The sequence below is a fragment of the Arthrobacter sp. CAN_A2 genome (assembly GCF_015752045.1).
GTDB lineage: Bacteria > Actinomycetota > Actinomycetes > Actinomycetales > Micrococcaceae > Arthrobacter_D.
The window spans coordinates 163,821-187,915 of record NZ_JADOUS010000006.1; the positions used below are offsets into that span (position 1 = coordinate 163,821).

A 24,095-nucleotide genomic window follows, 5' to 3' on the forward strand; every position below is an offset into this window, starting at 1 on the left:
TAGTTGTCAAGGTTCTGGCCGGAGTGGCGGGGTGACGTGGACGTCGGGACGAAGGCATCTGGGGCCGCCGATCTCCTAGGCACAGCGCGCGCCTGGGTCGTACGCTGATGCTCGAGTCCGACGCCGGCAAGGAGGTTCGTGGTGGCCGCAGGTACGAGAACCGATCCATGGCGGTTGGTGACAGCCCCAGGGTCGTCCGAATACACGATGTACCGGGATCCTGGGACCGACCCGCCGGCGCTGGTGTGCCAGGTGGGTTCGACCACGCTGAGATACCACCTGAGGGCCGTGGAGGACCTGCACGCGTGGTTGCTGGAGCAGGGCGACTGGGTGCCGCTCGGCGCGGCGGACGAGAACAAGCCGGCACCCGACGGCAGCGTCGAGTCCTGGGGAAGGGACCCAGCCAATCCGGCGGGTGGCTGGTACGGGCTGAGACACGGCTACCGGGGACGTTTCGGGATGTACCTGCCGCCGCTCCTGGAGGCACTGGGCCTGGCGGAACTCACGCACGAGAAGCGGAACAACAAGGTCCGCGCCCTACCGCCGTCGTGATGAACTCCTTCGGCGTCATCTTCGATGAGCCGTAGCGGGGGGATCCGGGCGCTCGGAAGCGCTGGTCGCTATGAACCGGTTGTGCAACCGCATTTCGCAGCAGTGATGATCCGAGCCAGTACCCAGCCGACTGCTGTCACCAGCGGCACATTCACGATGATCAGTCGGGTCAGTGACTGTCGGCGGCGGGGTCCGAAGCTGTCGTGGGGATGGTGATGTCATGGCGCGGGGTCGTGCTGGTGGACGGGCCCTGCTGCACCATCAGGATCTGCCGTTCCCGGAGGGGGATCCGTGCCGATTCGACAGCCAAGGCGTGTACCTTCTCCATGTCCGTGGTGAACGTCATGAGCCGAGGGTAGCGAACGGTTGTGACCGCGAGGGTCCGCGCAGGTGGCGACGGCATGAACGGTAATGCTCGCGACGGTTTCATTCGTGCACGACTCCGGTCGGGGTGACACGCCAGACCGCCCTCGCTTCCAGCCGGGTAGGGGTCGTGCACGCAGATCCTCGGGATCGGCAGCGGCGGTCCCGCCCGAGGACTGTTTCCGGGCTGTGGGTCGAGCGGAGTCCTCTGATTGCGGGATGGTGCGCGCTATCCTGCTGCCGGGTTCTGCCCGTGTCGGTAGGTTCGGAGTGTCTCGGTGATGGCTTGTTCGATCGGGGTGGCAGTGATGCCGAGGCTGCGCGTGATCCTGCTGCTGTCGACGATGAAGGGTTCCTCGAACTGGTACTGCATCTCGAGGAGTTCGCACACGGTGGGGTTGACGAGTCCGAGGGCGCGGAGCAGCAACGGCGGAACGGCGCGGAGCCCGGATCGGTCGTGGCCTGCTTGCCGGTAGATGATCTGGACGAGTTGACGTGTGGTGCGGGTGTCGGGGTCGTTGGGCAGGTGCCATATTCCTCCTGGCGCGTCCGGGTGTTCGCCGAGGACGGCAAGGCCCTCGCCGATATCCGGGAGGTAGGTGTAGGTGTGGGGTTGGTCGGGGTCTCCGAGGACGGTCGCGGTCCTGCCCTTCAGCGCGGCGGGCGTTGTTCTCGCGGTCCTCGGTGAGCGGGCGTCCTGCGGGACGTCCGTACATGTAGACGTTCTCCAGGCTGACCAGGCGCGCGCCCGCCCTTTCGGCGGCGGTCAGCACGCCGGCCTGCAGCGACGGGAACTGCTCACTCCACTGCGAGTAGGGCGGGTTCAGCGCCTGATAGACGACGGCGGCGCCACGGGCGGCGCTGACGGTGAAAGCGGCGTCCCTGGCGTCGCCCGCGAGGACTTCGACATCAGCACCGACCGGGGCGTGACCCGAGCGGTTGACGAGGCGAACGGTGCGGCCACGGCGACGGAGTGCGTCGAAGGTGGCGAGACCGGCGGCTCCAGTGCCGAAGATGACGTGCAGCCCGCTGCTCATGTCGTCGCCGACGTCGTCGGGAGCGCCGCGGGGATGCCACGATGCTGCCGGGAGGGCACGAGCCCGTTGAGCGCGAGCCCGGACAGGGCGGCGAAGACGAGGGCGCCGCCGGCGCCGAAGACGATGAACTGCTCGTCGACCCTTACCAGCAGGAGGGCCGTGACGGTCCAGCCCAGCGCCCACAGGACGGAAACGACGGCGGCCCAGACCCAGCGTCGGGAAATGCCGCGAGGCAAGGCCGCAGCCTGGCAGGCGCCGACGATGAGGCCGTTGAGGGCACCCATCAGGGCGAGCGCCGCGAGGGAGGTGCGGTAGTCCACGACGGCGGCGCCGAGGACGAGTCCCGCACTCATGCCCACGGTGGTTGCAGGGATCCACCTGCTCGCCTGCAGGCGGTGGTTGCCGGCCAGCGCCTGGCCGGTGCCGATGATGAGCCCGGCGATCGCGCCGCCGATGAGCGCCGAGGCGGTGTCGTCGACGCGGCCGACGATGAAGCTGCCGATGAGGCCGGCGACGGGGAATGCGATGAATCCAGCGATCCACCTGAGCCAGTTATGCAGGAAAGGGGAGCGGGACGAGGAGGAGTGTGCCATGAGGATCAGTTCCTTGGTCCGGCCGGACTGGGCCGGTTGTCCGTCGGGGAATGGAGGAAGAACGCGGAATCCTCTGGGTTGGTAGAGCGTGGATGGACAGGAGCAGAGCGGATCAGGAGGGCGATGCCGAGGGCGGCTACCCAGAGTCCCCAGGCGGTGCTGCCGAGGAGTCCGGCCAGGTCCCAGACGGGGAAACCGGGCACGGCTGTGGAGAGGATGTCCCCCTGGTTGAGGAGGTAGATCGCGCTGGCAGCGATGCCTGCGACGCCGAGCCGGCGCGGGAGGACCCTGGTGCGCAGGATGACCACGCTCAGGGTGACAGACCAGCCGATGACGAGCAGCTGGCCCAGGTGTTCTCCCAGCAGCGCTCCCCCGAACTGGTGCTGTGCGGTCCAGGCGGCTGCCACTGCGGCTTGAGTCTGCGCGTCACCGGTGACGTAGGAGTCGGCGAGTGGTGGCACGACGAACACCCAGCGGAGGAACCCGATGAGGGAGACCAGGACCGAAGCGGCTCCCACCGAGGTCGCTACCCGCAGTGCAGGGCTCGACCGTAGCCCGAGGGCCGCGGGGAGGAGGAGAACGGGTACTGCAAGGAGGCCGTAGGTCCAGGCCGTCGCAAACCATAGCCAGACCAGGCCGGGTCCGCCGTCGGCGAAGGCGGGCAAGACCACGCCGGGTGGTTCCCGCAGGATGTCCGGCCAGTCGAAGGTGGCGGAAAGGAGCGTCGCCGCAGCGGCGAAGGTGATGGCGCTGGTGAGGAAGAGGATGCTGGTGACGCGCCGCAGGGTCCTGGTGCTGTCGTTGGTTGTCATGATCGAGCCGTGCTTTCTCGGAATTTGATCTGTACGGTGTACAAATGGTGTACTCTGTACAGGAAAGTGTCAAGGGTAGGAGTCCATAGGTGACAGAGCAGGGCAAAAGCTTCCGCCGCGGTCCCCGGAGGGCCTCGACCGAGGAGGAGGTCGTCGAGGCCGCTCTCGGCCTGCTGGACGAGGGCGGTGTCAGCGCCGCCTCCATCCGGGGGATCGCCGCCCGGATCGGCGTAGCTCCGAATGCGGTCTACACGTATTTCCCCGATAAGGCTGCCGTCATCAAGGCGATCGTCGAGCATCTGCTCGGCCAGGTCGACCATGCGGTGTTCGCGGATCCCGACGTGCCCTGGCGTCGGCGGATCGAACTCCTCGCCCTTGAATTGAGGGAATCACTCACGGCCCACCCGGGCGCGGTCGGACTGATGATCGGCGGCCCCATGGACGGACCCCGGGCCCTCGCCCTGAATGAACGACTGATGGAAGTCCTCTCCGGTGCAGGGTTCTCTCCCACGGATGCGGCACAAGCCTCCTACCTGCTGATCGTCTATGTCTTCGGGTCGATCGCCCTGGACGTGGCGGAACTCGGCGACGTTCGCCGGGCGCCGCCCGAGGCTGAACGCATCGCGGCACGGTACGCGGGGTTTTCCTCGATACCGGCCGAGACCTACCCGCTCTCAGCGGCTGCTGCTCACGTCATGGCCCGCTATGTGTCCACCGACCAGTACCTCTGGGGGCTCCGCCGGGTACTCGACGGCCTCGGCCATTCGCCCACCCGAGCGGTTGCCTCGGCGATGCCCGCCCCCGTCGGCTGACCGGGACCTCCGGGGTGACCCGGTGACCAGTCTGCTGACCTACGCTCCGCTCCCGGGCGGGAGTAAAGGGGGACGGTCATTCGGCTATTGACTATAGCTAAGCAGGGATACACACTAGCCGCATGACAATTCCCGCTCCCGCTCCTCCGACCCGGTACATCGCCCGTCCCGAGGGGCGCGTCGCGTACGACCTTCGGGGCTCCGGCCCGCTCCTCGTCCTCGTGCCCGGGATGGGGGAGCTACGCTCCTCCTACCGCTTCCTCGTGCCGGCGCTCGTCGCGGCCGGCTATTCGGTCGCCAGCACCGACCTCCGGGGCCACGGCGACAGCGACACCACCTTCTCCTCCTACGGCGATGTGGAGACGGCCGGCGATGTCCATGCGCTGATCGCGCAGCTCGGCGGGTCGGCGGTCATCGTCGGCAACTCCTTGGCCGCCGGCTCCGCTGTCATCGTCGCGGCCGAACATCCCGGTCAGGTCGACGGTCTGGTGCTGATCGGTCCGTTCGTGCGCAACCCTCCGTCGAATGCGTTCACGCGGGCCATGTTCCGCACCATGATGGCCCCGCCCTGGGTCGCCACAGTGTGGAAGGGCTACCTGCCCACCCTTTACGCCGGCCGCAAACCGGAGGATTTCGAGGAGTACCGCGCGGCGGTCGTGGCGAGCCTCAAGCGCAAGCCCTACGGCAAGGCCTTCTCGCTCACCACCCGGCAGACCGACCATGATCCTGCCGAGGCGAAGCTCGGTTCGGTGACTGCCCCGACGATGGTGATCATGGGCGAGAAGGACCCCGACTTCAAGGACCCCGCCTCCGAAGCCCGCTTCATCGGCGATGCGCTCCAAGCGGAGGTCGTCATGGTCGCCGAGGCCGGTCACTACCCCCAGGCCCAGCAGCCCGCGGTGACCTCCGACGCCGTCCTCCGTTTCCTCACGACGGTGCAGCATGCCTAGGGTCGGTCTGTCCCGCGATCGTGTGGTGGAGGAGGCGGCACTGATGATCGACGACGTCGGTCTCCATCGGCTGACGCTCGCCGCCCTGGCCGGACGGCTCGGGATCCGTCAGCCGTCGCTGTACAAGCACATCGACTCGATGGCGGGACTGCATCGCGACATCTCGGTCCGCGCGAAGCGCGAACTCGGCGAGGTGCTTGCCCGCGCCGCCGTCGGCCGGTCGGGCGCCGCCGCCATCCACGCCATGTCCCATGCCTACCGCGACTGGGCGCGCGAGCACCCCGCCCGCTACGAATCCTCGCAGCGGATGCCCTCTCCCGGCGACACCGAGGACGAGGCCGTGTCATTGGCGGGCATCCAGGTCATCGCCGATGTGCTCGCCGCCTATGACCTGGCGGGCGACGACGCCGTCGACGCGATCCGTGCCCTCCGATCCGCCCTGCACGGCTTCGTCTCGTTCGAGACCACGGGGTCCTTCGCCATGAGTGCGAACGTCGACCGCAGTTTCGAGCGCCTCGTCCACGGCTTCACCGTCGCTCTCACGCAGTGGACCGATCCGACCATCCTGGCGACCACCCCGTCCCTCGATGACCGGCGGACTGAAGCATCATGAGCATCGTGCTGCCGGCCTCCACCGACGCCACCGTCACCCCGGGCGGAACCGGTGGGTCAGGACATCCCTGATCCGCCGACCCTTCTCATCTTGGTCTCACAAAGCGGCGGGATACTGGAGCCATGCGATCAGCGGCGCTTCAGATGTGGCTCTTGGGTGTGGTCCTGGCTGCGCTCATAGCGACAGGCGTGCTCACACTCATCAATATCGTGCGTGATCCTCCCGATCAGCAGCTCGGACCCGCGGTCATCATGATCGACGACGCGTCCGCGCCGGGACCGTCGTCGCTCCCGCCGGTGAACCCCGCGCCGGAGTCTCCGCGCCCGGCGCCTCCCGTGAGCGATTCCCCGACGCCGCCGGCACCTGCTCCCGCTCCCGTCCCCGCTCCCATTCCTGCTCCCGCTCCCGTCCCTGTGCCTGCTCCTGACCCGCGGCCGGAGGTCGTCCCGGCGCCGCCGCCGATCATCGACGACGACGACGACGATGTCGGTGACGTCGAAGAGGGCGCCGGGGATGACGACGATGACGACTGAGAAGACGCGGCCTCTCCGCCCGGTGCCTGTCCTCAGCCGCACGGTGCGCCGCCCGCCTCCGCCCCGGCACACCCCGACGGCGGAGGCCGCCGGCAGGCTGGACCGGGTCAGCCGTGTCTTCAGCCGTGCGACCCGTCGGTGGTCGGTCCGTTCGCGTGTACTGAGCGCACTTCTCGCCCTATCCGCCCTGGGCCTGCTGTTCGCGGGGACCACGGCGTACGGACTGCAACGGGCAACGCTCAACGCCGACATCGACAATTCACTGGAACGAAGTTTCGGGGAGTTCGAGACCCTCCTGGCGACCGGCATCGATCCCGCCACCCGATCGCGGTTCGTCACCGCCGAGACCCTCGTCTACCTCGTCATGCAGCGCACACTCCCCTCCCCGAACGAAGGCATGATGGGCGTTCGCGACAGCAGCGCGGTTCTCATCGCCAACGGCGCCGTGTCCCTGCGCCTCGAGGACGACCCCGAGCTGGTGGCGGCCGCTGCGGGACGCTCGGTGGCCGACGATGTCGCGATCACGACGATCGAAACCGCCAGAGCCACCTACCGCACCATCGTGGTGCCGGTCATGCTGAGCGCGGATACGGAGCCGACCACATTCGTCCTCGCGTACGACATCGATGCGGAACGGGCGGAACTGAATCGGACGTTCACGACGTTCGCCCTGATCAGCCTCGGCGCACTGCTGCTCATCGGCGCCGTCGGCTGGCTTCTCATCGGCAACCTGTTGCACCCGGTGCGGCGCCTGCGGGAGACCGCACAGACCATCAATGACAGTGACCTCTCGCAACGCATCCTCGTCACCGGGAACGACGATCTGTCCGATCTGACGCGGACCTTCAACGCAATGCTCGATCGCCTCGAGAAGTCCTTCACCTCGCAGCGACAACTGCTCGACGACGTCGGTCATGAGCTCCGCACACCGATCACCATCATCCAGGGGCACCTCGAGTTGCAGGACGCCACTGATCGGCAGGATGTCGACGCAGTACGGACCGTCGCCCTCGACGAACTGGAACGCATGCGTTTCCTCGTCGATGACCTGGTCACCCTGGCCGGGAGCGCCCGCCCCGACTTCGTGCGACCCAAACCGACCAGTGTCGATCGCCTGACGGACGACATCCTCGACAAGGCGCGCGGACTGGGTGACCGGCGATGGCTCGTCGACTCCCGCGCCGAGGGGACTGTTCCACTTGATGCCCGGCGGGTCACGCAGGCGCTCCTGCAGCTCGCCGCGAATGCCGTGAAGTTCTCCGCCGACGGTTCGACGATCGCCGTCGGCTCCCGGCTGGACCATGGTCACCTCAGCATCTGGGTGCGTGATGAAGGCATCGGCATCAGTGCCGCCGACCAGCAGCGCATCTTCGGCCGCTTCGAACGCGGCTCCGAAGGCAAACGAGCGGAGGGCGCGGGCCTCGGGTTGTCCATCGTCGAAGCGATCGCCAAGGCCCACGGTGGTGGAGTCGGTGTCCTGTCGGCACCGGGTCGCGGCTCCACCTTCACCCTCGAACTTCCGGTGGCGACCCGCCATGACCCGTCCGACTCCATCTCCCGCGAGTACTCCGCCCCAGCCCCGAAAGAGGAACCGTGACGCAGATCCTGATCGTCGAGGACGAGGAACGTATCAGCGCCTTCATCGCGAAGGGGCTCCGATCGGCGGGGTATGTGCCGACCAGCGCGGTCAACGGACGGGACGGCTACCATCTGGCCCAGAGCGGGGACTTCGAACTCGTCATCCTCGACCTCGGCCTGCCGGACCAGGACGGTTTCACCGTGCTTCGGAGACTCCGGGAGGCCCGCAACGACACCCCCGTCATCATTCTCTCCGCGCGTAACACCACCGACGACACCGTGGCCGGGCTCGAGGGCGGCGCTGACGACTATATGACCAAGCCGTTCCGCTTCGAAGAGCTGCTGGCCCGCGTCCGTCTACGCCTGCGCCCGGACCCGTCCCGGACGGAGAGTTCCGTCCTCTCGCACGACGGCCTCCAGCTGGATCTGCGCACGCGCCGCGCCCTGATCGACGGTAGGGAGGTGGATCTGTCTGCCCGGGAATTCGCTTTGACCGAGGCGTTCCTGCGCAATCCCGGCCAGGTCCTCAGCCGCGAGCAGTTGCTCTCCCGCGTCTGGGGGTACGATTTCGACCCGGGTTCCAACGTGGTCGACGTCTATGTCAGGTATCTCCGCAACAAGCTCGGACCCGAGCGGTTCGCGACGGTCCGCGGCATGGGGTACCGGTTGGTCTCCGATCGTGCCCAGCCCTAGCTGTACTGCCGACCGGCCACTCCGGCCCCGCGGTGGGTTCGTCGGCCGGCATCAGACGGCCTCGTGGAACCAGTCCTTCGTGAGGGTCCGCCAGCGCGGGCGGAAGGCGTAGATGCATGCGAGTCGCAGCTTCGTCGACAGCGCGTAGGCGCTGAGTCGGTCGCCGGATACTGATAGCTCCTCCGCCAGCGCGAGAATCGCACGTTCCCCGGCGGCACGCCGTCGAGCGCTGAGGAGGCCCTGCGCCTCACGGAACGATAGATGCACCAGGAGATTCGCCAGATCGAGTGCGGGCTCAGCGAGGGCCAGCGTGTCGCAGTCGATCAGGCCGAGAGTCCCGTTGCCGGTATCTCCACCGGAGATGAGCACCTGCTTGTCATGGAGGTCGCGGTGGGAGAGGACGGGAGTCTGCGGCGTACCGTCGAGCAGCCGGCCGGCAGCCTCCCGTACTGCTGACCGCAGGGTGTCGTCCGGAACCGGCAGGGCACCGAAATCGAGGCAGCGGACCATCCACGTGGTGAGGGTCTCGACTTCGTCCTCCGGCCGGTAGGAGGGCAGGGCGGCAGCGTCGCCACGCGGGGCGGTGATGAAGCTCGGCCACTGATCCGCCCAGCCGGACCACGCGCGTTCGAGTGTCGTCAGGGTGCCGCTGTCAGCCCCGCCACGTGAGAGGCCGAGATCGTACAGACTGGCCCCCGGCACCGTGGACAGGGTGAGCGTCCCCCCGTCGACGGAGGTGACGCGGGGCGTGGCGATACCTGCGGCTGCGATGAGTTCGGCAGCCGTGGCGTGAGCGGTGACGACCCGGGTGACCTTTCGGGGTGGAAGCAGTTTGAGGTACGCGCTGTCCGTCCTCACGACGGCCCTCCTGTCGAAGCGGTGGACCAGGAGCTCGCCGGCGTCGACGGCCGCGGGGAGGCCCGCCAAGGCTGGATCCTCCCCGAAGGGCGTCACCGTCACCGTGCCCCCCGCATCGAGGTGTCCCGCCCGTAGGCGCCCTGTGTCCTCCTCGACGGCTTCGATGATGAGCCGACCGTTGTCCTGCGGCCATGCGCGTCGGATGGTGAGCCGGGTGCCCTCGCCATCCAGGACGTCGTCGGGGATGAGCATCACGCGACCAGGGCTGCAAGCATCTCGAGCCGCTCCTCGGTTTCGTCACGCCAGGATGGTGAACAGGATCGGAACGGCTCGTTGAGGCGATCCAGGAGATGCACGGCGGTCCAGGCGAGCACGGTCCCGTTGTCGATACGTCCACCTCCTGCCGCGTAACCCTCGAGGAAGTGCCCCCGGAGCTTCCGACCGGACGCGCGTTCCTGCAACAGGTCGACGGCGATGAACGAGCCGATGTCCGTGCCGGCTGGAGCCGTGGTCGACCGGTCGAAATCGGCGAGCAGCACGTGGGAGGCGTCCACGAGCACCTGATCAGCGGAGAGGTCACCATGGACGATGACGGTGCGGTCGTCGTCGCCCAGGCGCCGGACGAGCCCGGCGTGGATGCTGCTCAATCGTGCCTGGCTTCCCGGCATCAGGTGCAGGTTCCGCTGGTCGAGGGAGCGCAGTTTGTCGAGCGGGTCCTTTCCTGGTCCTGGGGCGAGGTGGGTGGGTTGTGCATGCAGCAGGGCGAGGGCGGCGCCGGCCGCGTGCGCGGAGCGGGCGACGTCGGGATCATCCCTCCGGGCCGCTTCCTGGAGATCTCCCTGTCCGAACCAGGGGTAGTAGCGCAGGGCGCCGGCCTGTGGCGCGTCAGGGGGGATGATCCGCTGCAGGACCGGGACACCTCGTGCGGCGAGGTCGGCGAGGAACGCTGCTTCTGCGGGATCGGTCCGGCCTGCCTTGCAGACGATGGCCCCGGCGGACGTCTCGATCCGGAAGACCACGCGGCGGTGCGGGTTGTAGTTGAGCACCCCGCCAGGTTCGAGGATCAGGCGGTCGTGCCCGTCGAAGGCCCGGAGGGTGTCATGCAGCTTCATGTCCAGGCCGATGGGACCGGCGACGAGCGTCCGGTGTCCCGGTAATGCGATCACTTCGATGTCATGTCCGTGTTGCGCGGCCCGCGCGAGTGTCTTGCCCAGCTTGGGGGCGTGGTGCGGGGCGTAGGTGGCCACCCATCGTGGGGCAGCACCTGCTCCGGGGCGCGCCGTGGTGTCGGCCGCTGGATCCCGGCGTGTGTCGAGGGGCAGGAGGCGCGCGACGGCGGAAACGCCCTGTTTGTGGCGCAGCCGGTCGGCGTGCACCGGACGTGAGAACGCGGCGGACAATTCGACCGGATCGAAGATGGTCGGCAGTGCCGGCAGCGCCGGGTCGATGACGGCGGCGGTCATGCCTGCCTCCGCCCGTTGGCTGACAGGTCCTTGATGTCGTCCGCTTCCTCAGCCCATTCACCATAGACAGGGTGCTCCCTGATCTCTGCGGGCGACCCTTCGAAGCGGACGGTCCCGTCCTCGAGCCAGATGATCCAGTCGTGCGTCAGCGCCAGAGCAGGTTCGTGGGTGATGGTGATCGTCGTGCGATGCCGTGAGAGCAGGTCCAGTCCTTTCAGCACCTCCAGGCGCGCGTCCTTGTCCAGGCCCGTGGTGACCTCGTCGAGAATCACGAGTGGTGCATCGCGCAGCAGTGCCCGCGCAATCGCTATCCGCTGGCGTTGACCGCCGGAGAGCGTCCCACCCCGTTCGCCCACCGTCGTGTCATATCCTTCGGGAAACTGCGTGACGAAGCCGTGCACGTCGGCGAGCTTCGCCGCGTACTCCACGTCCTCGTCCGAGGCGTCGATGCGGCCGTAACGGATGTTCTCCCTGATGGTGCCGGTGAAGAGGACGGCGTCCTGCAACACCAGGCTGACCCGGGAGCGGAGGGACTCGAGGGTCACGTGCCGGAGGTCCTTGCCGTCCAGGTGGACGCTGCCGGCCAGCGGGTCCATCATCCGTACCGCGAGCGAGGCGAGTGTCGACTTCCCCGACCCCGACGGGCCGACGACGGCGGTGCGGCGCCGACCCATGAATGTCAGGTCGATGTCCCGGAGCACCGGTTTGCCGGGCGTGTACCCGGCCGTGACGCCTCGCAGCTCGAGGTCGCCCCACACCGTGGACAGGGGGACTGCGCCGGGGGTGTCCTTGATGTCGACGGACTCATCGAGCAGATCTGCGACGCGCTCACCCGAGGCGGTCGCGCGGGCGATGCGGCCGGTGTATTTCGCCAGGTCGCGCAGGGGCTTCATCGCCGTCTTGAGGTACATCAGGAACAGCACGAGGTCACCGGGTGTCATGGCGCCCTGCACCACGCGCCAGCCGCCTCCTGCGAGCACGAGTGCGGTCGCGATGCCCACGATGACATCGGTGCGACGTTCCAGCGCAGCGGCGAGACGTCGGGCCAGGACACCTTCCCGCAGCGTCTTCTCGTTGTTGTTCCCGAACTGGCGTGCCAGCGTCCGTTCGAGACCGTACGTCTGGACCACGCGGATGGCGCCCAGGCTCTCCTGTGCGGTGTTCGCCAGGGCACCCTCGCCTTTCCGGGTACGGCGCGCGGCGACGGTGATCTTCCCCGTGCTCACCCTCGACAGCAGGAGGAACGCCGCGGAGGCGACGACGACGACGAGGGCGAGAAGGGGGTCCAGCCAGAACATCACGCCGGCCATGGCCACGAGGGTGATGCAGTTCGCGATCAGTGGCAGGCCGGCGCTGACGGCGACCTCCTGGAGCTTGCCCACATCACCGATGAGGCGCTGCACCATGTCTCCCGTGCGGGACGAGGCGTGGTAGGAGAGCGACAGGGACTGGACGTGGGCGAACACACGGGCTCGCAGGTCGGTGGCCACACGTGAACCGGTGAGCGCGAACGCGATGGTGGCGAGGAAGTTGAACAGGGCGCGGAACCCGATGATCGCAATGAGCGCAGCCCCGCAGAGGATCAGCAGGGCGGGGGAGGCCGCGGGCCCGCCGCCGGAGAAATCGGCGCCGAGGCTCCGGGTCACGGCGTCGATCACGAATTTCACGGGCCAGGGTTCCAGGACGCGGAACGCGACCTCGAGCAGGAGGGCCGTGACGCCACCGGCCATGAGCTTCCTGTGCCGGCCGAGGTGAGGACGCACCATGCGCAGCGTCCTTCGTAGAGGCTTCGCCGGTGGTACGGAGGGCGCCGGGCCCGGGGTGGTCGACCTGGTCTGCCTGGTCACAGAGTGCTCCCTTCCAGGATGGCATCGAGGACAGCGTCCCAGCTGTGGTCCTCCGCGAAGCGGCGGGCCGCTACCGACATGCTGCGGCGTGCGAGCGGCGTTCCCGCCAGCTCGTCCAGGGCGGCTGCCAGGGCCGCGGGATGGGAGGGTTCGACGAGCAGACCCGTCACCCCGTGGTCGATGATGTCCGGCACCTGCCCGACGGCCGATGCCACGACCGGCAATCCGGCGGCGCAGTACTCATAGATCTTCAACGGGGAGAAGTACTGTTCCTCCTCCCGTTCGGTCCGGGGGTAGGGTGCCACGGCGATCGCGCAGCCGGTGAGCATCGCGGGCACCTCCGCGGGGGTCAGCGCTCCCGTGAAGTCGACGTCCACACCCTTCGCACCGGCCAGTGCGCGTAGGCTCGCGGCCTCGGGGCCGTCTCCGACGATCCGCAGCTTCCAGGAACCGTCGGACAGCGCTTTGGCCTCGATGAGGTCGCTGACCCCGTGCCATGGTTTGAGGGTGCCGACGAAGACGACGGTCGGGGCACCGTCGGCTTCCGCGGAGGGCACGATGCGCTCCACGTTGACCCCATTCGGTGCCGTGATGATCCTGGGCCGGGAGCCGGGCGATGCGTGTCCGGCGATCCAGGCAGCAACGGGATCGGACACGCAGGCGATCACCGTCGCCGCGGAGAGCTGGATCCTGAGTGCACGCAGTGCTGTTCCCTCGTCGTGCAGTGCACGGTGGGTCCGCTGTTCATCGATGAGTGGCGCGTTCACCTCGAGGATGCCCGGAACCGACAGGGCGGTCGTGATCCGCGCAAGTGCATCGCTGAAGAGCGAATACCGTTCGTAGACCGCAGTGACGCCGTCCTTCACGGCCTGTGCAGCCAGTGCAGCCGCGGCGTCCCGTTGGGACCGTTCACGCTCCGGCCCGCTGCCGCGGGGGACGGGATGGGTCACCACCCGTACCCCGGCAAGGTCGCCGGGAACGGAATCGCCGATCCTGGTGCAGTACACGGTGACGTCGGCGCCGCGTGCCAGCCAGCTCCGGATGATCTCCTGCACGTGGACAGAAGCCCCCTTCGAGCCGAACACAGGGATGCCTGGGTCGATACACACGTAGGCGACACGCGTCATGATGCCCTGGAGGAGCTGAGGGCGCACCGGGTGCTCTCTTCGTCCTGGAGTTCGCGCAGCCGACGCGCCTGCTCCACCGAGTCGAAGGAGGACTCGATCAGCTGACGCGCCGCGCGTGCCATCCAGGTCAGGTCGGCGGAGGCACAGTAGGCGAGGGCCCGCACGAGATCGGCGGTGGACCCGGCCCGGGTCAGGATGCCGGTGGCGACGCCGTCACCGGAGTCGAAGACCTCCGAGATCCCTGTGACGTCGCTCGCGATGCACGGGACGCCGGTGGCCATGGCTTCGAGCAGGACGGTCGGCAGGCCGTCCATGTTGCCGTCCTCGGCCACGACGCACGGGGCCACGAAGACGTCGGCCCACCGCAGGAGGGCGACGACCTCCTCCTGCGTCTTCGGGCCGAGCAGCGTGACATCGTCCGCGAGATCGAGCGCACCTACCCGCTCGAGGAGGTCCCCGTACTGCGGCCCTCCCCCCGCGATGCGGACTTCCAGGGCGAAGCCGTCGGCTTTCAGTCGGGCGACTGCTTCGAGCAGGTAGGGGAACCCCTTCTTCTCGACCAGCCTGCCCACGGCGCAGACACGCAACACCGTTCCTCGTGGTGCCGGGTCCCGGTAGGGGAACCGCCTGAGTTCCAGGCCGTTGTAGACGCGGTGTACGGAGGTGTCCTCGCCGGCCGAGACACGGTCGAGGAAACGGTGGTTGAAGTCGCTGACCGTCACCACGTGATGAGCCCGGCGCATGAGATCCGCGAGGACTGCCGGGTCCACCTCCTCGTGGAAGATGTCCTTCGCGTGGGCAGTGAAGGAGAAGGGGATGTCGACGAGTTCTGCGGCGATCGCAGTGGCACGGGTGGCCATGGACCCGAAGTGCGCGTGCGCATGGGTGATGCCCTGGCGGACGAACTCGGCGGCCAGTCCGACACCCTGGTGGGCTTCGATCGGGTCCATCGCCAGGAGTCCGGGCAGCATGCGTGCGAAGCGGTCCCCGAACCCCGGAACGATCGCCAGGCCCTCCCCGAGCAGGCCCCAGGCCTCGAGGATCTTCGAGGGCTTCGCGATATACGTCACGCCGGCTTGGACGCGTGCGAGCTCCGGGTGGAACCGGGGGTCGACCGGTGGACGCAAGGAGAAGAGGCGCAGGTCCTCGCCCTGCGCCTCCCGGGCAAGGATCTCGGTCACGATGAAGGTCTCGGAGAACCGCGGATACATCTTCACGACATAGGCGGTGCGCGAGGGTCCGGGCCGGTCAGACAGCAGCATGTGCCCGCCTCCGCTCCTGTGTGCCCGCCTCGGCGACGAGGAGGTCGGCGGCCAGAGGCACGAGTGCGGCGACACCGGTCAGGTCGACCTGGGAACGGCCCACCCGGGTGCCCGCGGCGCGCATGAACCAGGCGGTGATGAACTCCGGGGAGAGGTCGTCGGGGTGGCACATGTCGACGATGCCGTGCCGGGCCAGTGCGGAGGCCCGGATGAGTTGCTCCAGTCGGGGCTCGGTCCGCGGGACGATGAGCGCGGGAGTGGAGGTGCTCATGATCTCGCTGACAGAGTTGTACCCGCCCATCGAGACGATCGCCGAGGCCCCCTCGATCTCGGAGAGGGCGTCGCGCACCTTGACGACGACCGACGTCCCGGGCCTCGCAGCCCGCTCGACCAGGCGGCGGTGCTCCTTCGGCATCTGAGGTCCGGTGATGACGAGATGCTCGTAGCCCTCGGGAACCTCGGCGCCGGCAGCTGCGAGCATCAGCGCAAGGCCGTCCGACCCGCCGCCGGCCATGGTCAGCAGGTAGGGCTGGCTCAGAGGGGTCGATCGTCCGCGGGAAACCCTGCCCGCGGCGAGATAGCCCGTGTAGCGGACAAGGGGGCTGAGAGTCTCCGGGATCTCGCCTGTGCCCAGAGGGTCGTGGATCGCCGGATCTCCATAGACCCAGATCTGGTCGAAGACCGACCTGAGCGGGTCGGTTCCACCCATCCTGGCCCACTCCTGCGTCATGACGTGAGGGCTGTCGAGCACCTCACGCAGTCCGAGGACCACCTTGCACGCCGGACGCTTGAGGCGGAGGTCGGTCAGGGCCTGCCGCAGTTCCCCGTCCACTCCGAACGCATGGCGGTCGACGATCACCAGGTGGGGGCGGAACCGGTCGAACACGGCGTCGATCATGTGCATGCGTAGCTGGATGAGGGCGTCCTGCCCGATGGACAGGTGGCGCGGGCGGTAACCATCGTTGCTCTTGCGTATCCCGGGCAGGACCACCCAATCCCATCCCGACGGGACATCGAAGCGCGTTGCGGAGGATTCTCCCGTGACGAGGAGGCCGGTCACCCGTCGGTTCGCGTAGCCGGGCAGCCCGGCCGACAGGGCGTGGGCGATAGCGAGGTTGCGGCGTGTGTGCCCGAGCCCCTGAGAGTCATGAGAGTAAAGGACGACCCTGAGCTCCTGGGGCTGCGAATCTGCCATCGTGGATTGCCGACTTTCTTGATGCGGTGATGAGTTGCTGGGGATATCAGTCAGCCAGCCCTGCATGAGCAGCGCATGATGGGGGCATGAGGGACTTCTCATGTTTCGTAGGGCTGCTCCCCGGTCCGGCGCGTGCAGACAGTGCCGGGACGCTGCCTGAGCGGTCGTCCCGGTGGTGGGCTATGGTCTGCCGATTCCTTTGTAGTTCCAGCCCGCGCGGCGCCACCTGGCGGGCTCCAGCACGTTGCGGCCGTCCAGGATGTTCCTGGCGCGCACCGAGGCCGCGGCCACTTCCGGGGTGAGGGAACGGTACTCCTCCCACTCGGTGAGCAGCAGCAGGGCGTCGGCGTCGTCCATGGCCTGCGTCAGGTCCTCCTCGTACATGAGCTCCGGGAAGCGGCGACGTGCACCGTCGATCGCCTCGGGGTCGGTGACGGTGACCTCTGCGCCCTGCAACTGCAGCTGCGCGGCGATGCTGAGGGCGGGGGAGTCGCGTACGTCGTCGCTGTCGGGTTTGAACGCCGCTCCCAGCACGGTGATGCGCCTACCGAGGAGCGAACCTCCTACCAGGGTTCGGGTGAGCTCGACGGTGCGGATGCGACGCCGGACATTGATGTCGTCCACTTCACGCAGGAAGGTGAGCGCCTGGTCGGCGCCCAGCTCGCCGGCGCGTGCCATGAACGCCCTGATGTCCTTCGGGAGACAGCCACCGCCGAAGCCCACACCTGCGTTGAGGAACTTCCGGCCGATTCGATCGTCCATCCCGATCGCGTCGGCGAGGAGTGTGATGTCCGCGCCTGTGACCTCGCAGACCTCGGCCATGGCGTTGATGAAGGAGATCTTCGTTGCGAGGAACGAGTTCGCTGCGGCTTTGACCAACTCCGCGGTGGCGTAGTCGGAGCACAGTCGCGGGGTGCCCGTCGACAGGGGGGCGGCATAGACGGCGTCGAGCATCTGCGTGGCACGGAGGCCGGCCTCGCCCTCGGGGAGGCCGTACACGAGACGGTCGGGGGAGAGCGTGTCGTCGATGGCGAGTCCTTCACGGAGGAACTCCGGATTCCAGGCGAGGATACCGTCGGGATGCCGCCGCGAGAGATCATCGGCCAGGCGGGCCGCGGTGCCCACGGGGACGGTGGACTTGCCGACAACGAGATTGCCTGGTTCGAGGGCATCGAGCAGCGACGCGAAGGCGCTGTCGACATGGCGCAGGTCCGCCGCGTATTCGCCCTTACGCTGCGGTGTGCCGATGCAGAGGAAGTGCACCTCCGCTCCCTTGGCGTCGGCCATGCTGGAACTGAATTTCAGCCGCCCGGTCGTCAGGACCTCGTCCAGCAGTTCGGGCAGGCCGGGTTCGAAGAACGGGGCACGCCCTGCTTGAAGGTCGTCGATCCTGCGGGGGTCGACATCGATACCCACGACGTCATGGCCGAGCTTGGCCATGCAGACCGCATGGACGGCCCCCAGGTATCCGCAACCGATGACAGATATGCGCATGCTTGTCCTCTTCACGTACGTGCAGGAGTCTGCGGATGAGGGGCAGCACCGGCGGGGTCTTCCGAGGTGGAATCGCGTGACCGCGTGCTGATCCTCCGGAAGTCCCCATTCAGTCACCCGGACGTTAGTCCTCCATGAGCCGGCGATGAGAAGGTTCTCATCCTCATCACGGTGATCGCCCGAGTCCAGATGCTGGGGGGAGCCGCTGAGGACCCGGACCTCGCAGGTGCCACAGATCCCTTCGCCACACGAAGCGGCGATGGGGACCGCCTGGTCCTGCAGCGCGGTGAGGACGGACACGCCCGCAGGGACATGGATCTCCTTGCCACTCCTTCCGCAGATGATGTCCACCGGGCGGGCCGGCGGGCGGGCCGGCGCAGTGGTGTCCGTCGGAACCGGCGAGAACCGTTCGAGATGCAGCCTGCCGGCGGGTACGAGGTCGATCACCTCCTGGAGCAGCGGTTCGGGTCCGCAGGCGTACACCTCGGTCTCGAAGGGTCGGGCGTTGATCGTGGCGGCGAGGTCGAGACGCCCGGGGTGCTCATCGCGTGCACGGATCTCCACCTGGTCGGGGTAGGTGGAGGCCAGGGCGTGCCGGTCAGGACTCCAGGTAGCGGTTGAGCTCCACTTCGGCTTCACCGGCCAGGGCGAGGAGCTTCTGCCGATCAGCACGGGAGAAGTCCCGTGCGTCCTGATCGAGGATGCAGAAGCTGCCGGCGAACCATCCACCCGGTCCCCGCAGGGGCACCCCGGCGTAGAACCGGACGAACGGGGCGGCGACCACCAAGGGACTGGCCTCGAATCGGGGATCGGAGAGAGTGTCGGGGATGATCAACGGTTCCTCGTGCTGGATGGTCACATTGCAGAAGGCGATGCTCCGGTCCAGATGCCGGTGCAGCGGACCGACGAATGACTTGAGGTACTGCTGATCGTCCGTGATCAGGGAAAGGGTCGCCGAGCTCACGCCGAAGTAGTCCCGTGCCCTCCGGGTGATCCGGTCGAACCGTTCCTCGTCGCCCGAATCGGTCGGCCCTAAGCGTCGGACGTCACGACGCCGCTGATCCTCGGCAAGGGCCGCAGCCCGGGTTGTGGGGCCTTCGGTGACGGGCAGGTACGAGTCCCGTACCGGTGCGGGCGCCGGCCACGTGTCGGCGTGATCCGGTCGCTCTCCTACTGTTCGCGGTCCGCGATCGGTCATGCTGTTCCTCACCCGGAAAGTGCCCCAGCGACACATCCTCTTCCGAGTATGACAAACGAACAGCAAGGGCACTGATCAGGTTTCGCTGCACGCAGCTGGCGATCGGAGCGCAGTGGGCCACCATTGAGTACCGCCGCCACCCGGGCTACCATCGCCCTACGAAAGAAGAACGGCGTGTTCGATTATCGAACACGCGAGCCACGGCACATCCACGATGAAGTGAGGCCAGCCCGTGCAATTCCACCACCACGGCTACGTGTCGGGTGACCCCCGCGTCCAGCCGGCCGCCGGCGTCGGACTCGATCGCCCGCAGGAACTCCCCGACGAGGTGGACGTCCTCATCATCGGCACCGGACCCGCCGGGATGATCGCCGCCGCGCAGCTCTCCCAGTTCCCGGGCATCAGCACGCGGATCGTCGAGCGCCGCGCGGGCAGGCTCGCGATCGGCCAGGCCGACGGCATCCAGGCCCGCAGCGTCGAGACCTTCCAGGCCTTCGGGTTCGCCCACCGGATCATCGACGAGGCGTACCGGATCGTCGAGATGGCGTTCTGGAAGCCGGACCCCGCGGACTCCTCGCGGATCATCCGCACGGCCCGCCCCGAGGACGATCCGACCGCCATCAGCGAGTTCCCGCACCTGATCGTCAACCAGGCCCGCGTCCTCGACTACTTCGCCGAGTTCATGAAGAACGCACCCGCACGCATGGAACCCGACTACGGCTTCGAATTCGCGGGCCTGGAGGTCGATGACGAGCAGGAGTACCCGGTGCGGGTCACCCTCGTGCGCGCGGCGGGAGAGCACGCGGGCACGGAGCGCACGGTGCGGGCGAAGTACGTGGTGGGGGCCGACGGCGCGCGCAGCCCCGTGCGCCAGGCGATCGGCTGCACCCTGGCCGGGGACCAGGCCAACCACGCGTGGGGCGTGATGGACGCCCTCGCGGTCACCGATTTCCCCGACATCCGCCGCAAGTGCGCCATCCAGTCCGGATCCGGCGGCAGCATCCTGCTGATCCCGCGCGAGGGCGGGCACCTCTTCCGCATGTACGTGGACCTCGGCGAGGTGGACCCGGCGGACAACGGTGCAGTACGGGCCACCACTCTCGAGCAGATCATCGCCAAGGCCAACACGATCCTCAGCCCCTACACCCTCGACGTGCGGAACGTCGCCTGGCACAGCGTCTACGAGGTGGGCCACCGCCTCACCGACAGGTTCGACGACGTCCTGCCGGAGGACGTGGGCACCCGCACCCCGCGCGTCTTCATCACCGGCGACGCCTGCCACACGCACAGCGCCAAGGCGGGCCAGGGGATGAACGTGTCCATGCAGGACGGCTTCAACCTCGGCTGGAAACTCGGGCACGTCCTCGAGGGCCGCAGCCCGGAGGCCCTCCTGGCCACGTACTCGGCCGAACGGCAGGTGGTCGCCAGGGACCTCATCGCGTTCGACAAGGAATGGTCGACGCTCATGGCGCGGAAACCGGAGGACTTCGCCGATCCGTCCGAACTCGAGGACTTCTACGTGCGGACCATCGAGTTCCCCGCGGGCTTCATGACGCAGTACGCGCCGTCGATGCTCGTCGCCGAGGGCGTGCACCAGGACCTCGCCGCCGGCTTCCCCATCGGCAAGCGCTTCAAGTCCGCGCCCGTGGTCCGGGTGTGCGACGGCGTCCCGATGCAGCTCGGTCATCATGCGACGGCGGATGGCCGGTGGCGCATCTACGTGTTCGCGGACGGCGCGGCGCCGGGCACGGCCTCCGGTGTGGAGGCGTTCGCCGACTGGATCGGTACCCACCCCGACTCGCCGCTCGCCGCCACGCCCCCGGGGGCCGACCGGGACGCCTGGTTCGACGTGAAGGTGATCTACCAGCAGGACCACACGCAGGTGGACATCGGACGGGTCCCGACGGAGTTCACACCCGCGGTGGGGCCGTTCGGACTCACCGACTACGAGAAGGTGTACGCCGCCGATCCGGCCGCGGACATCTTCGACCTGCGCGGACTGGACCGCGCCGGCGTCGTCGTCGTGGTCCGGCCCGACCAGTACGTGGCGCACGTGATCCCGCTGAGCGGCACCGCGGGCCTGGCCGCGTTCTTCGCCCCGCTCCTGGCGTCCCGGGCGGACAGTCCCGGGACGCCGGGAGCCGGCCGGACCTTCGCCTGACATGCGGACCGCGCACACGGACCCGGCGATGACCACACCGCCGGCAACCACGACGCCGTCGGCCCCCGCCTCCCAGACCCTGTCACGGGGCATCCGGGCCCTGGAGATCCTCGCGGACACCCCGGACGGGCTGACGACGGCGGAGATCGCGGGCGCGCTCGACGTGCACCGCTCCATCGCCTACCGGATCCTGCGCACCCTCGAGGAGCACTCGCTCGTCGTCCGGGATGCCGCCGGCCGGTTCCAGGCCGGACCGGGACTGGCGAACCTCGCCCGGGGCGTGGCGGCCCGGCTGCAGACGGCCGCCCTGCCCGAACTCACTGCGGTGGCGTCGGAACTGCAGATGACGGCCTTCATCGCGGTCTGGGACCGGCACCACTGCGTCACCCTCGTCGCCGTCGAACCCCCGCACGGCGAGGGCACCCTCGTCCAGCGGCCTGGCTCGCGCCACCCGTTCGACGCCGGGGCGCCCGGCATCGCCATCCAGTCCGCCCTCACCGAGTCCCACTGGCAGCGCCTGGCACCCGGCTCGCCCTACCGCGAGGCATCGAAAATTGCGGCGGCCACCGGGTACGCCACGAGCCAGGACGAGGTGATCCCCGGCGTCAGTTCCGTCGCCGCCCCCGTGCACGTCCGCGGCCGGCTCCCCGCAGCGCTCGCCGTCGTCTACCTCCACAGCGACCGATCGGTCGAGGCCATCGGCGCCCGCGTCGCCGCAGCCGCCCGCGCCGTCGGATCCGTCCTGTGACGCGGCCCCATCCCCTCACCCTCCGTGCGAAGGATCAGCTATGACCACCATCCCCCTCCGTGCGTCCGCCGCGGATCCCGCCACCCTCGACGTCGAGGAGACGTGGTCCCGCGACCACCTCGAGTCCGTCCAGCTGGAACGCCTGCAGGCCACGCTCGCCCACGCCTATACGCAGGTGCCCCTGTACCGGCGGAAGTTCGACGACGCCGGCGTCCACCCCGACGACGTGCGTGAGCTCGCCGACCTCGCGAAGTTCCCCTTCACCACCAAGGAGGACCTGCGCAGCACCTACCCGTTCGGCATGTTCGCCGTCCCGCAGGAGCGCGTGGCGCGCATCCACGCGTCCTCCGGCACGACGGGCCAGCCCACCGTCGTCGGCTACACGGCCGGAGACCTCGACCGGTGGGCGTCCCTCGTGGCGCGCTCGCTGCGCGCCTCCGGCGTGAAGCCCGGCTGGAAGGTCCACAACGCCTACGGGTACGGGCTGTTCACGGGCGGCCTCGGCGCGCATGCGGGCGCGGAGCGGCTCGGCTGCACCGTCATCCCCATCTCGGGCGGCCAGACCGAGCGGCAGGTGCAGCTCATCCGGGACTTCGAACCCGATGCCATCCTCGCCACGCCCACCTACCTGCTCACCATCCTCGACACCATGGTCGCGGCAGGGATCGATCCGTCGTCCACGTCCCTGAAGACCGGCGTCCTCGGCGCCGAGCCGTGGACGGAGGGCATGCGGCAGGAGCTCGAGGGGCGCGCGGGCTTCGACGCGTGCGACATCTACGGCCTGTCCGAGGTCATGGGCCCCGGCGTCGCCGGTGAATGCGTGGAGTCCAAGGACGGCTCGCACATCTGGGAGGACCACTTCCGGCCGGAGATCATCGACCCGTTCACGGAGCAGGTGCTCGACGACGGCCAGGCGGGCGAACTCGTCTTCACGTCCCTGACCAAGGAGGCACTGCCGATCATCCGCTACCGCACCCACGACCTCACCCGCCTGCAGCCCGGCACCGCGAGGCCCGGCATGCGTCGCATGGAGCGCATCACCGGGCGCAGCGATGACATGGTGATCGTGCGCGGCGTGAACCTGTTCCCCACCCAGGTCGAGGAGCTCACGCTGCGCATCCCCGCCCTGAGCCCGCACTTCCAGCTCGAGCTGACGCGCCCCGAGGGTCAGCGGATGGACCAGCTGACCATCAAGGTGGAACCCAGGGAGGGGGTCACGGCCGCCGACGCGGCCGCGGCCGCCGTCGAACTCCGGCACCAGGTCAAGACGCACATCGGCTCCACGTGCGCCGTCACCGTCGTGGAACAGGGCTCGCTCGTGCGCTCCAGCGGGAAGCTCCGGCGGATCTACGACCTCCGGCCCCGCGGTTGACAGCGGCCGGCGTACAGGACACCGGCGGGACCCGCGGCGGAGGTTCGCGTCCGCGGCGCCACTCCACCAGACTGTCCTGATGGAACGGACGCGCGTCAGGGACTGGCTGATCGGTGCTCTCGGGATGCTCCTCGTCCTGGGGATCGCCGTCGTGGTCCTCTGGTGGTCAGCGAGCAGCCCGGCCGGTGCGGGCGCCTCCGCGCCGCCGGCCGAGTCCGGCCCCCCGCCTTCGACAGGCCCCCAGGCAGGGCCGCCCGCCGGTCTGGGCGAGGACGAGGTGTGGCTCGCCGACCTGGAGCTGGACGCCGGGACCGTGATGGCCGCGGGCTCGACGCTGCGGGACGTGCGGGCGGTCGGGCAGGGCGTGGTCACCGGACCGGGCGGGCTGGTGGCCGACCGGCTCGCCGTGGACGCGACGGTGCCGTTCGACGCCGTCGCCGCGGAGCTCGGCGGTGGCACCGTGGTCCGACCGGCCGACGACGGGCAGGCGACCGTGGTGCGCACGGTCGAGGCCCTGGGCCGGGAACTGCCCGTCACCGCCACCGGCACCGTCGAGGTCGAGGGCGGCAGGCTCGTCATGGAGCCGCGCTCGATCGACGTCGGCGGCCCGGACTTCCTCTCCGAGGGGATCGCCGCCGTCGTCCGCCGCTTCGTCACGATCGAGCACGAGATCGAAGGCCTGCCCGAGGGGCTCGTGCTCAGGGACGTCACCGTCCAGGAGGACGGGTTCCGCGCCGCACTCACCGGCGAGGACATCGCGCTCGCCCCCTGATGCCGCGCTGACCCGCGGGAGTGGCCGACGGGGGACCGAGGACCCTCCCCAGTCGTGGATCC

At 68.7% G+C, this 24,095-nt stretch carries 23 protein-coding genes and 1 pseudogene; 11 read left to right on the forward strand and 13 right to left on the reverse strand.

Features of this window, described 5'->3' with window-relative positions; all coding sequences use genetic code 11:
• The first annotated feature begins 141 nt into the window (after positions 1–141).
• Positions 142–552: a DUF6855 family protein gene (locus IWX63_RS09735; RefSeq protein ID WP_199277970.1), complete on the forward strand. Its 411-nt coding sequence runs from the start codon at positions 142–144 to the stop codon at positions 550–552.
• A gap of 169 nt (positions 553–721) precedes the next feature.
• Here the strand turns inward: IWX63_RS09735 and IWX63_RS09745 are convergent, their stop codons facing one another.
• The 4 genes from IWX63_RS09745 to IWX63_RS09760 all read right to left on the reverse strand — a co-directional run bounded on the left by IWX63_RS09745 (position 722) and on the right by IWX63_RS09760 (position 3,357).
• Complete coding sequence (locus IWX63_RS09745) at positions 722–898, reverse strand: hypothetical protein (protein WP_199277971.1); 177 nt, start codon at positions 896–898, stop codon at positions 722–724.
• Positions 899–1,144: 246 nt separating this feature from the next.
• On the reverse strand, positions 1,145–1,342 hold the full coding sequence (locus IWX63_RS09750) for a hypothetical protein (protein ID WP_199277972.1): 198 nt from the start codon (positions 1,340–1,342) through the stop codon (positions 1,145–1,147).
• A gap of 606 nt (positions 1,343–1,948) precedes the next feature.
• Positions 1,949–2,545 carry a hypothetical protein gene (locus tag IWX63_RS09755; RefSeq protein ID WP_199277973.1) on the reverse strand — a complete coding sequence of 199 codons (597 nt, stop codon included), beginning with the start codon at positions 2,543–2,545 and terminating at the stop codon, positions 1,949–1,951.
• Positions 2,546–2,550: 5 nt separating this feature from the next.
• The gene (locus IWX63_RS09760; RefSeq protein WP_199277974.1) at positions 2,551–3,357 is read right to left on the reverse strand and encodes a DUF4386 domain-containing protein; all 807 of its coding nucleotides are present in this window, start codon (positions 3,355–3,357) and stop codon (positions 2,551–2,553) included.
• Positions 3,358–3,446: 89 nt separating this feature from the next.
• On the opposite strand from IWX63_RS09760, the gene IWX63_RS09765 reads away from it, so the two are divergent.
• The 6 genes from IWX63_RS09765 (at position 3,447) to IWX63_RS09790 (ending at position 8,536) form a co-directional block, all read left to right on the forward strand.
• Positions 3,447–4,169, forward strand: a complete 723-nt coding sequence (locus tag IWX63_RS09765; protein ID WP_199277975.1) for a TetR/AcrR family transcriptional regulator — start codon at positions 3,447–3,449, stop codon at positions 4,167–4,169.
• Positions 4,170–4,291: 122 nt separating this feature from the next.
• Positions 4,292–5,119: an alpha/beta fold hydrolase gene (locus tag IWX63_RS09770; RefSeq protein WP_199277976.1), complete on the forward strand. Its 828-nt coding sequence runs from the start codon at positions 4,292–4,294 to the stop codon at positions 5,117–5,119.
• Positions 5,112–5,732, forward strand: coding sequence for a TetR/AcrR family transcriptional regulator (locus IWX63_RS09775; protein WP_199277977.1), 621 nt, complete (start codon positions 5,112–5,114; stop codon positions 5,730–5,732). Before IWX63_RS09770 ends, IWX63_RS09775 begins: the two co-directional genes overlap by 8 nt.
• Positions 5,733–5,920: 188 nt before the next feature.
• Positions 5,921–6,265 carry a hypothetical protein gene (locus tag IWX63_RS09780; protein ID WP_199277978.1) on the forward strand — a complete coding sequence of 115 codons (345 nt, stop codon included), beginning with the start codon at positions 5,921–5,923 and terminating at the stop codon, positions 6,263–6,265.
• On the forward strand, positions 6,255–7,862 hold the full coding sequence (locus IWX63_RS09785) for a sensor histidine kinase (protein WP_199277979.1): 1,608 nt from the start codon (positions 6,255–6,257) through the stop codon (positions 7,860–7,862). The genes IWX63_RS09780 and IWX63_RS09785 overlap by 11 nt, the downstream gene beginning before the upstream one ends.
• Positions 7,859–8,536, forward strand: coding sequence for a response regulator transcription factor (locus IWX63_RS09790; protein ID WP_199277980.1), 678 nt, complete (start codon positions 7,859–7,861; stop codon positions 8,534–8,536). Before IWX63_RS09785 ends, IWX63_RS09790 begins: the two co-directional genes overlap by 4 nt.
• Positions 8,537–8,587: 51 nt before the next feature.
• On the opposite strand, the gene IWX63_RS09795 is transcribed toward IWX63_RS09790, so the two are convergent.
• The 9 genes and pseudogenes from IWX63_RS09795 to IWX63_RS09830 form a co-directional block, all read right to left on the reverse strand.
• On the reverse strand, positions 8,588–9,646 hold the full coding sequence (locus IWX63_RS09795) for a phosphotransferase family protein (protein WP_199277981.1): 1,059 nt from the start codon (positions 9,644–9,646) through the stop codon (positions 8,588–8,590).
• On the reverse strand, positions 9,646–10,857 hold the full coding sequence (locus IWX63_RS09800) for a phosphotransferase (RefSeq protein WP_199277982.1): 1,212 nt from the start codon (positions 10,855–10,857) through the stop codon (positions 9,646–9,648). The genes IWX63_RS09795 and IWX63_RS09800 overlap by 1 nt, the downstream gene beginning before the upstream one ends.
• On the reverse strand, positions 10,854–12,623 hold the full coding sequence (locus IWX63_RS09805; RefSeq protein WP_199277983.1) for an ABC transporter ATP-binding protein: 1,770 nt from the start codon (positions 12,621–12,623) through the stop codon (positions 10,854–10,856). The genes IWX63_RS09800 and IWX63_RS09805 overlap by 4 nt, the downstream gene beginning before the upstream one ends.
• A gap of 77 nt (positions 12,624–12,700) precedes the next feature.
• Positions 12,701–13,858, reverse strand: coding sequence for a glycosyltransferase family 4 protein (locus IWX63_RS09810; protein ID WP_334685770.1), 1,158 nt, complete (start codon positions 13,856–13,858; stop codon positions 12,701–12,703).
• Positions 13,828–15,093, reverse strand: a complete 1,266-nt coding sequence (locus tag IWX63_RS09815; protein WP_199277984.1) for a glycosyltransferase — start codon at positions 15,091–15,093, stop codon at positions 13,828–13,830. Before IWX63_RS09815 ends, IWX63_RS09810 begins: the two co-directional genes overlap by 31 nt.
• Positions 15,080–16,288 (reverse strand): glycosyltransferase family protein, encoded by a 1,209-nt coding sequence (locus IWX63_RS09820; protein ID WP_199277985.1) that lies wholly within the window; start codon positions 16,286–16,288, stop codon positions 15,080–15,082. Before IWX63_RS09820 ends, IWX63_RS09815 begins: the two co-directional genes overlap by 14 nt.
• Positions 16,289–16,468: 180 nt before the next feature.
• Positions 16,469–17,782 carry a UDP-glucose dehydrogenase family protein gene (locus IWX63_RS09825; protein WP_334685771.1) on the reverse strand — a complete coding sequence of 438 codons (1,314 nt, stop codon included), beginning with the start codon at positions 17,780–17,782 and terminating at the stop codon, positions 16,469–16,471.
• Positions 17,783–17,956: 174 nt separating this feature from the next.
• A pseudogene (locus IWX63_RS16930) lies at positions 17,957–18,454 on the reverse strand (flavin reductase family protein); the annotation flags it as partial.
• Positions 18,381–18,980 (reverse strand): GAF domain-containing protein, encoded by a 600-nt coding sequence (locus IWX63_RS09830; RefSeq protein WP_199277987.1) that lies wholly within the window; start codon positions 18,978–18,980, stop codon positions 18,381–18,383. The pseudogene IWX63_RS16930 and the gene IWX63_RS09830, both read right to left, overlap by 74 nt.
• 232 nt (positions 18,981–19,212) lie before the next feature.
• On the opposite strand from IWX63_RS09830, the gene IWX63_RS09835 reads away from it, so the two are divergent.
• The 4 genes from IWX63_RS09835 to IWX63_RS09850 all read left to right on the forward strand — a co-directional run bounded on the left by IWX63_RS09835 (position 19,213) and on the right by IWX63_RS09850 (position 24,033).
• Positions 19,213–21,141: an FAD-binding monooxygenase gene (locus IWX63_RS09835; protein ID WP_199277988.1), complete on the forward strand. Its 1,929-nt coding sequence runs from the start codon at positions 19,213–19,215 to the stop codon at positions 21,139–21,141.
• Between the two features lie 28 nt (positions 21,142–21,169).
• A complete protein-coding gene (locus IWX63_RS09840) occupies positions 21,170–21,889 on the forward strand; it encodes an IclR family transcriptional regulator (RefSeq protein ID WP_199277989.1) in 720 nt (239 codons plus the stop codon).
• A gap of 40 nt (positions 21,890–21,929) precedes the next feature.
• Positions 21,930–23,261 (forward strand): phenylacetate--CoA ligase PaaK, encoded by a 1,332-nt coding sequence (paaK, locus tag IWX63_RS09845; protein WP_199277990.1) that lies wholly within the window; start codon positions 21,930–21,932, stop codon positions 23,259–23,261.
• 79 nt (positions 23,262–23,340) lie between these two features.
• Entirely contained in the window at positions 23,341–24,033 is a 693-nt protein-coding gene (locus IWX63_RS09850) for an LmeA family phospholipid-binding protein (protein ID WP_199277991.1), read from the forward strand.
• Positions 24,034–24,095: the final 62 nt, after the last annotated feature.